Raw genomic sequence first — 9,180 nt, 5'->3', positions numbered from 1 at the left:
GACGCGTGAAGACTCGACCGGGTACTCCGACCCGTCGAGCACACCCGCGGTCAGGTCGGTGAACTTCTTCACCGGCGATAGCTTCCAGACCGCTTCACGACCCGTGACGGGACCGAAGTCGGCCACGTTCACGCTCGCGAACCGGTCCGACCGGGTCTGTACCGGCACATAACCGAAACGGCCGTCCGAGTGCTCCTTGATGCCGTGCTGCTGCGCAGTAGGCAGGGCATCCGTTGCGGATGCCGGGGTGGTTGGGGGGGAATTGAGTTGTGCAGAGGCGGCGGACATTTAGCCGACGGATCCTTCCATGCCCATTTCAATGAGCTTGTTGAGTTCAAGGGCGTACTCCATCGGCAGCTCCCGGGCAATCGGCTCGATGAAGCCGCGCACGATCATGGCCATCGCCTCGTCTTCGGGCATCCCCCGGCTCATCAGGTAGAACAGCTGCTCCTCGCTGACCCGCGACACCGTGGCCTCATGGCCCAACTGCACATCATCGACCCGGATATCGATCGACGGATACGTGTCCGAACGCGACTTCGTGTCCACCAGCAGCGCGTCACAGCGCACCGTGTTCGCGGAGTGGTGCGCCGTGGCATCCACCCGCACCTCACCGCGGTAACCGGACCGGCCACCACCCCGGGCAATCGACTTCGACACGATCGAAGACTGCGTATACGGCGCCATGTGGATCATCTTCGCGCCCGCATCCTGATGCTGACCGGGACCCGCGAACGCCACCGACAGGGTCTCCCCCTTAGCGTGCTCACCCATCAAATAAATCGACGGGTACTTCATCGTGACCTTGGAACCGATGTTGCCGTCGATCCACTCCATCGTGGCACCCTCCGCCGCCGTCGCACGCTTCGTGACCAGGTTGTAGACGTTCGTGGACCAGTTCTGAATAGTCGTGTAGCGAACGCGGGCATTCTTCTTCACCACAATCTCGACCACCGCGGAGTGCAGAGAATCAGACGAGTAGATCGGGGCCGTGCACCCCTCGATGTAGTGCACGTAGCTGCCCTCGTCCGCGATGATCAGGGTGCGCTCAAACTGCCCCATATTCTCCGTATTGATGCGGAAGTAGGCCTGCAACGGGATCTCCACGTGCACGCCCGGCGGCACATACACGAAAGAGCCGCCCGACCACANCCACGTGCACGCCCGGCGGCACATACACGAAAGAGCCGCCCGACCACACCGAGGTGTTCAACGCCGCGAACTTGTTATCGCCGGAGGGAATGATCGTGCCGAAGTACTCCTCGAAGAACTCCGGATGCTCCCTCAACGCCGTGTCGGTATCCATGAAAATGACACCCTGCGCAGCCAATTCCTCGTTGATCTGGTGGTAAACCACCTCAGACTCATACTGGGCCGCGACACCGGAGACAAGACGCTGACGCTCAGCCTCGGGAATGCCGAGCTTCTCATAGGTGCTCTTGATGTCCTCGGGCAGGTCATCCCACGTCTGGGCCTGCTTCTCCGTGGAACGCACGAAATACTTGATGTTGTCGAAATCGATGCCCGACAGGTCAGCACCCCAGGTCGGCATCGGCTTGCGCTCGAACAACTCAAGGGCCTTGAGGCGACGCTGCAGCATCCACTCAGGCTCGCCCTTGAGATTGGAGATATCAGTCACCACCTCCGGCGAGATCCCACGGCGGGCGGAGGCACCAGCAGCATCGGAGTCGGACCACCCGAATTCGTAGACACCAAGCCCCGCAAGTTCGGGGCGGTCAAGCAGGACGTCAGACATATTTACCTCTTCTCCCATCCACGGCAACCCGGATATTAGTCCGGTCGTTCCCAGAATGGCCTCCAGCGGAGACCCGGTCTGGGATCGGTTGTGTGGGCGGCTACGTTGCGTACCTAAGATGTTTAAGGACGACGGGGTGGAGCGCCGCGGTTGTGTCAACCGCTACGTTCCCGCCCATGAAACACCTAATTCTACAGGCTGGCGACGGGTTCAGCGGTGCGATCCGGCGTTTTCACATGTGGTCATCGAAGAGGGAGCAGAACCGGTGAATAGAATTACGGCGTGGTTGCCGACCAGGATTGACAGGCGTGTGCGTGTGATCGCGTGGATTTACCTCACCGCCCAGATTCTGCTGGTCGGGACGGGTGGCCTGGTGCGCCTGACCAGCTCGGGCCTCGGTTGCCCCACCTGGCCCAAGTGCACCGCGGACTCAGTCGTCAACACGCCCGAGATGGGCATCCACGGTTACATCGAATTCGGCAATCGCCTGCTCGGAGTTGCCCTCGGCCTGGTCGCGATCGCGGCCTTCCTCGCCGTGGTGCGCCTCCGTAAGGAACGCCCCGACCTGTTCTGGGTCGCCCTGCTCGCGGGGCTGGGCATCCCCGCGCAGGCCGTTATCGGCGGCATCAGCGTTCTTGCCCAGCTGAACCCCTATGTGGTCGGCATCCACTTCGTGATCTCCGTAATCCTGGTCGTGTTGTGCACCGTCTTCGTGCACCGGGTCTACACCGGCCGGGTGCCGCGCACCCTAGCGGTTCCGGTCTGGTATCGGACGCTGGCATATGTGACGAGCGCGGTCGTGTTCGTCACGATCCTCGTCGGCATCCTCACCACGGGCTCGGGCCCGCACGCCGGGGATGCGGATGCTCCCCGCACGGGCCTTGACCCCGAAATCCTGCAGCACGTGCACAGCTGGCCGGCCTACGTCACCGTTGCCCTCACCGTGGTTCTCCTGGTCGCGGCCTTCTCTCGCGCTCTGCCGACGCAGGGCTGGGCACTTCTCCTTCTGCTCGTCGAGGCCATGCAGGTCGGCGTCGGCCTGATCCAGTCCAACACGGGCCTGCCTGCCGGGTTGGTCGGCATCCACATGGTGCTCTCCTGCGTGCTCGTGGCCATCCTGACCGCGCTCGTCCTGAACCTCAGCACACCGATGGACATGCGGGTGTCCCCCAGTGCGACCACCCCCGACCTGGTCGGTCGCCGGTAGCGACGTCAGTCCTCGTCGTTTGGGTGTGGTCATCACAGCCCGAACGCCGTGCCCGGTGTCGAATGGCAGCTGCGGGCTAGAACGGGAGCAGCGGATCAACTCCGACGGCCAGGAACAACAGGGTGAGATAGGCGATCGAACCGTGGAAGACGCGCATCGGCGACACCTCCGCGTGGCGGATCGCCAGGCCGTACAGCCGGTGCGTCTCGTAGATGAACCAGGCGCCGGTCACCAGGGCTACGAAGAGGTACAGCAGGCCCATGCCGGCGATCGGCACGAGCAGGAGCGAGCAGGCGACGGTCGCCCAGGCGTACAGGATGACCTGTAGGCCCACCTGGCTGCGGCCGCGCACGACGGCCAGCATCGGCACGCCGGCGGCCTGATAGTCGTCACGGTATTTCATGGACAGCGGCCAGTAGTGCGGCGGCGTCCACAGGAAGATGATCAGGAACAGGACGAAGGGCGGCCATGACAGGTCGCCGGTCACGGCGGCCCAGCCGATGAGCACGGGCATGCAGCCCGCGATGCCGCCCCAGACGATGTTCTGGGCCGTGCGGCGTTTCAGAACCATCGTGTAGAGGACGACATAGAGCAGGATGGCACCCAGCGACAGGGCCGCGGCGAGCCAGTTCGTGAAGGCCAGCAGCCAGAGAATCGATGCCAGACCGACCAGCCACGCGAACACCAGGGCCTGCCGGTCGGTGAGTTCCCCCGTGACGAGCGGGCGATTTTGGGTACGCTTCATCAGCCGGTCGATGTCCCGGTCGATGTAGCAGTTGAACGCCCCGGCAGAGCCGGCGCTAAGCGAACCACCGATCAGGGTTGCCACGACCAGCCACAGGCTCGGGATGCCCTGTTCGGCCAGGATCATCGTGGGAGCGGTGACCACCAGGAGCAGTTCCACGACCCGCGGCTTGGTTAGCGAGAGGTAGGCCCTTGCCGTGCGCCGGAGCGTGCGTGGGGTGCTCAGGGTGTGGGTTTCGGCGGCTCCGGGCAAGGCTCCTCCAACGCTGGTGACAGTGACTGTGATTCTAGGCGAACTGTCGGATCCGAAACCGTCGCCGGGCCGCCGGGGATGCGTCACGAGACGACACATCACGGGTCCGAACCGGCGTTGCCTATACTGGGGGTGCTCGCCAATCTCGGTGCATGCATGCTGATCCACCGGAACCGGGCATCTGCTGCGACACCGTGATGACGCTGATGTCCTCGGGCGCGCACAATAGCGGGTGCGGGTTCTCAGCAACCTTCTCCCTCGTCTTCAGAAGGGTCAATATCAAGTGGCAGCACTGCAGTGGGATTCGATTGACAGCACGGCGGTCGACACCGCACGCCTCCTCGCGGCCGATGCCGTGGAGAAGGTCGGGAACGGGCATCCCGGTACCGCCATGAGCCTCGCTCCCGCGGCCTACCTCCTGTTCCAGAAGGTGATGCGGCGTGACCCGTCCGACAACGAGTGGATCGGTCGTGACCGTTTCATCCTTTCGGTCGGCCACAGCTCGCTCACCCAGTACGTGCAGTTGTACCTCGGTGGCTACGGACTCGAGCTCGACGACCTGAAGGTTCTGCGCACCTGGGGTTCCAAGACCCCCGGGCACCCGGAGTACGGCCACACCGATGGGGTCGAGATCACGACCGGTCCCCTGGGCCAGGGTCTGGCCTCCGCCGTCGGCTTCGCCTACGCCTCACGCTTCGAACGAGGGTTATTCGACCCGGATGCGCCGGTCGGCACAAGCCCGTTCGATCACTTCGTCTACGTGATCGCCGGCGACGGCGACCTGCAGGAAGGCATCACGAGCGAGGCCTCCTCCCTGGCCGGCCACCAGCAGCTCGGCAACCTGATCGCGATCTACGACAGCAACCAGATCTCCATCGAGGACGACACCAACATCGCCTTCACCGAGGACGTCGCGGCCCGCTACTCGGCCTATGACTGGCATGTGCAGACGGTCGACTGGAAGAAGACCGGCGCCTACGTCGAAGACGTCGCCGCGCTCAACGACGCGATCGAGGCGGCCCAGGCCGTCACCGACAAGCCGTCGCTGATCATCCTGAAGACCATCATCGGCTGGCCCAGCCCGAAGAAGCAGAACACCGGCAAGATCCACGGTTCGGCGCTCGGCGCCGAAGAGCTGGCCGCCGTCAAAACGGTCCTCGGCTTCGACCCCGCACAGGCCTTCGAGGTCGCCGACGACGTCATCGCGCACACCCGACAGGCCGTGGACCGCGGCGCCGCCGCCCACTCCGCCTGGAACCTCGAGTTCGACGCCTGGGCGACCGCCAACCCCGAACGCAAGATCCTGCTCGATCGGGTGCTCTCCGGCGACCTGCCCGACGGCGTCGAGGCCGCCCTGCCCGTCTTCCCCGCCGGCACGGAGGTATCGACCCGTGCCGCGTCCGGCAAGGTCCTCACCGCGCTCGGCACGGTCGTCCCCGAGCTGTGGGGTGGCTCCGCCGACCTCGCAGAATCGAACAACACCACCATTGGTGGCGCTGCCTCCTTCATTCCGAGCGAGCACTCCACCGGCGAATGGACCGGCAACCCCTACGGCCGAGTGCTGCACTTCGGCATCCGCGAACACGCCATGGCCGCCATCCTGAACGGTATTGTGCTGCATGGGAACACCCGCCCCTTCGGCGGCACCTTCCTGATCTTCAGCGACTACATGCGCCCGGCCATCCGCCTGGCCGCGCTGATGCAGGCCCCCTCGATCTTCGTCTGGACCCACGACTCCGTCGCCCTCGGCGAGGACGGCCCCACCCACCAGCCGATCGAGCAGCTCGCGACCCTGCGCGCCATCCCCGGACTCGACGTGGTGCGCCCCGGCGACGCCAACGAGGTGTCCTGGGCGTGGAAGACCATCCTCGAGCGCCGCCAGGGACCGGCCGGTATCGTGCTGACCCGCCAGAACATTCCCGTGTTCGACCGCGGCGAGGGCGACGCCACCGGCGACGTGCTCGCATCCGCCCGGAACGTGGCGAAGGGCGCCTACGTGCTCGCTGAGGCTGCGGGCGGCACCCCTGAGGTGATCCTGATCGGCACCGGCTCCGAGGTGCAGCTGGCCCTGGCGGCCCGCGAGCAGCTCCAGACCGAAGGCATCAGCGCGCGCGTCGTGTCGGCCCCCAGCCTCGAATGGTTCCGGGAGCAGAGCGCCGAGTACCGCGAGTCTGTCCTGCCCGCATCGATCACCGCCCGGGTATCCGTCGAGGCGGGAATCGCGTTGACCTGGGACAAGTACGTCGGCGACCGCGGCCGCAGCGTCTCGATCGAGCACTTCGGCGCGTCGGCCGACTACAAGACCCTGTTCCGTGAATTCGGCATCACGACGGATGCCGTCGTCGCCGCCGCCAAGGAATCCCTCGCCGCGCACTGAACCCGCCACGCCGCGACACCACACACCTGAATACCCTGCATTCCAAGGAGATACGAATTATGACTGAGAACACTCCCCTCGCCGAGCTGTCACTGGCCGGCGTCAGCATCTGGCTGGACGACCTGTCCCGGGAACGCATCACTTCCGGCGGCCTGGCGAACCTGATCGACACGAAGAACATCGTCGGCGTGACCACCAACCCGACGATCTTCGCCGGCGCCCTCAGCAAGGGCGAGGCCTACGCGGAGCAGGTGGCCGCGCTTGCCGCCGCCGGCACCAGCGTGCACGACGCCGTGTTCGAGATCACCACCGACGATGTGACCGCGGCCAGCGATATCTTCCGCCCGGTTTACGATCGCACCCGCGGCGTCGACGGGCGCGTGTCGATCGAGGTCGAGCCCGGGCTTGCCCACGACGCGGCCGGCACGGTCACGCAGGCCCAGGAACTGTGGGCGAAGGTCAATCGACCCAACGCCATGATCAAGATCCCCGCCACGGTGGAAGGCCTCGAAGCGATCACCGCGACGATCGCCCTCGGCATCAGCGTCAACGTCACCCTGATCTTCAGCCTCGAACGTCACCGCCAGGTCATCAACGCGTACCTGTCCGGTTTGGAGAAGGCCAAGGCGGCCGGCCTCGACCTCAGCGTGATCCACTCCGTTGCGTCGTTCTTCGTCTCGCGGGTCGACACCGAGATCAACTCCCGCCTCGAGGTCATCGGGACGACAGCCGCGCTTGCGCTCAAGAGCAAGGCCGGCGTCGCGAACGCCCAGCTCGCCTATCAGGTCTACGAGGAAGCCTTCTCCACCGAGCGCGCCCTCGGCCTGATCAGCGCCGGAGCCAACAAGCAACGCCCGCTCTGGGCCTCCACCGGCGTCAAGGACCCCAGCCTCCCCGACACCCTGTATGTGACCAACCTGGTCGCGCCCGGGGTCGTCAACACCATGCCGGAGAAGACCCTCGAGGCCACACTCGACCACGGCGTCATCCCCGCGAACTCCATCACCGGCGCGTACGACGAAGCCAACCTGGTTCTCGACGCACTCGCGAACGAGGGTATCTCGTACAACGACGTCACCCAGGTTCTCGAGGCCGAAGGCGTGGCCAAGTTCATCGTTTCGTGGAATGAACTCCTCGAGACCGTGACCACTGCCCTCGAGACCGCCACGACGACCAAGACCGGGGCGGCACTGTGAGCTTCCACATCTCCGTGAGCGGCGCGGCGGCCGAGGCCGTTCGCACCACCGTCCCGACCCTGGTGGCCGACCTCGTCGCATCCGGGATCACCGCCCTCGACCCGGCCCTCTGGGGCCCCGAAGCCGAAGCCGAAGCCGCGAAACGACTCGGTTGGACCGAGTCCGTCACGGATTCCCGTCCACTGGTCGCGGAGATCCTTGCCCTGCGCGACTCCCTGCGGGCCGGCGGAGTCACCCGTATCGCCCTCGCCGGCATGGGTGGCTCGTCGCTGGCCCCCGAGGTCATCACCCGCACCGCGGGCGTGAACCTCACCGTGCTCGACTCCACCGACCCCGGTCAGGTCCTCGCGGCCCTCGGCGAGAACCTGGCCGCCACCGCGCTCGTGGTGTCGTCGAAGTCCGGCTCAACGGCCGAGACCGACAGCCAGCGCCGTGTCTTCGAGCGCGCTTTCCACGAGGCCGGCATCGACCCGGTCGAGCGCATCATCATCGTGACCGACCCTGGCTCCCCCCTCGACGCGGATGCCCGCTCGGTGGGCTACCGCGTCTTCAACGCGGACCCCACGGTCGGTGGACGTTTCTCGGTGTTGACCGCGTTCGGACTCGTTCCGTCCGGCCTTGCCGGCGTGGACATCGCCGGGCTGCTTGACGAGGCCGAGGCCATTTCGCTTTCCCTCGCCGTGGACACCGCCGAGAACCCGGGGCTCATCCTGGGTGCGGCCATCGCCGCGACCACCCCGCGCCGCGACAAGCTCGCAATCGTCGAAGATGGCACCCACATCGTCGGTTTCGCCGACTGGGCCGAACAGCTGATCGCCGAATCCACCGGCAAACAGGGCATCGGCATCCTTCCCGTCGTGCTCGACCTGGACGCCCCCGAGCTGACCCTGGACCTGCCTGACCTGCAGGTTGTTCGCCTGGTCTCCGACGCCGGCCTCGACGTGTTCTCCGACAACGGCGGACACGACGAGATCCGGGTCAGCGGCACCCTCGGCGCGCAGTTCCTCGTCTGGGAGTATGCCACCGCCGTCGCCGGCCGCCTGCTGGGCATCAACCCGTTCGACCAGCCGGATGTCGAGGCCGCCAAGAACGCGACCCGCGGTCTCCTCGACGCCCGTCCCGAACCGGTCCCCGCCGCGTTCATCACGGACGGAATCGAGATCCGCGGCACCGCGCACGTGATCGGCGCCGCCAGCGACCTGCCCTCCGCTATCGATGCCCTGATCGAGGAGCTGGGCACGGACGGCTACATCTCCGTGCAGGCCTACGTCAACCGGCTGGAACTGCCCCAGCTCGCCGAAATCCGTGATCTGTTAGCCGCACTGGCCAAGCGCCCGGTCACGTTCGGCTGGGGACCGCGGTTCCTGCACTCCACCGGCCAGCTGCACAAGGGCGGACCGGCCACCGGGGTGTTCCTGCAGATCCTCACCACCCCGGACGTCGACCTCGACATCCCGGAGCGCCCCTTCACGTTCGGGGAACTCATCCAGGCCCAGGCTAGCGGTGACGCCAGCGTACTGGCGGACCACGGTCGCCCCGTACTGACGTTGACGCTGACCGACCCGGCCATGAACATCGCCACCCTGTTCGACGCACTGCGCTAACCCGTTCGGCGCCGGTCCGCGGGCCGGCGCCGAACAACGTGCT

General features: G+C 66.0%; 5 protein-coding genes and 2 pseudogenes. 4 read left to right on the top strand and 3 right to left on the bottom strand.

The genetic code is table 11. The annotated features are described in order from the left end of the window. Positions 1 to 288: pseudogene (locus E3O22_RS07060) on the bottom strand (Fe-S cluster assembly protein SufD); the annotation flags it as partial. Continuing rightward, positions 289 to 1,756: pseudogene (gene sufB / locus E3O22_RS07055) on the bottom strand (Fe-S cluster assembly protein SufB). A 265-nt stretch (positions 1,757 to 2,021) separates the two neighbouring features. On the opposite strand from sufB, the gene E3O22_RS07050 reads away from it, so the two are divergent. Then, positions 2,022 to 2,963: a heme A synthase gene (locus E3O22_RS07050; protein WP_134397085.1), complete on the top strand. Its 942-nt coding sequence runs from the start codon at positions 2,022 to 2,024 to the stop codon at positions 2,961 to 2,963. Between the two features lie 76 nt (positions 2,964 to 3,039). On the opposite strand, the gene E3O22_RS07045 is transcribed toward E3O22_RS07050, so the two are convergent. Beyond that, positions 3,040 to 3,960 (bottom strand): heme o synthase, encoded by a 921-nt coding sequence (locus E3O22_RS07045; protein WP_241976547.1) that lies wholly within the window; start codon positions 3,958 to 3,960, stop codon positions 3,040 to 3,042. Positions 3,961 to 4,243: 283 nt separating this feature from the next. Here E3O22_RS07045 and tkt point away from each other — a divergent pair, with 283 nt between their 5' ends. The 3 genes from tkt to E3O22_RS07030 are packed head-to-tail and all read left to right on the top strand — an operon-like array spanning position 4,244 to position 9,137. Further along, positions 4,244 to 6,337 carry a transketolase gene (gene tkt / locus E3O22_RS07040; protein WP_134396076.1) on the top strand — a complete coding sequence of 698 codons (2,094 nt, stop codon included), beginning with the start codon at positions 4,244 to 4,246 and terminating at the stop codon, positions 6,335 to 6,337. A 59-nt stretch (positions 6,338 to 6,396) separates the two neighbouring features. Then, on the top strand, positions 6,397 to 7,533 hold the full coding sequence (tal, locus tag E3O22_RS07035) for a transaldolase (RefSeq protein WP_134396077.1): 1,137 nt from the start codon (positions 6,397 to 6,399) through the stop codon (positions 7,531 to 7,533). Beyond that, positions 7,530 to 9,137 (top strand): glucose-6-phosphate isomerase, encoded by a 1,608-nt coding sequence (locus E3O22_RS07030; RefSeq protein ID WP_134396078.1) that lies wholly within the window; start codon positions 7,530 to 7,532, stop codon positions 9,135 to 9,137. Before tal ends, E3O22_RS07030 begins: the two co-directional genes overlap by 4 nt. Positions 9,138 to 9,180: the final 43 nt, after the last annotated feature.

It is taken from the genome of Cryobacterium sp. TMT2-18-2, assembly GCF_004402245.1.
GTDB lineage: Bacteria > Actinomycetota > Actinomycetes > Actinomycetales > Microbacteriaceae > Cryobacterium > Cryobacterium sandaracinum.
The sequence above is the reverse complement of the archived record's forward strand: the minus strand, read 5'-3'. Positions and strand labels throughout refer to the sequence as shown.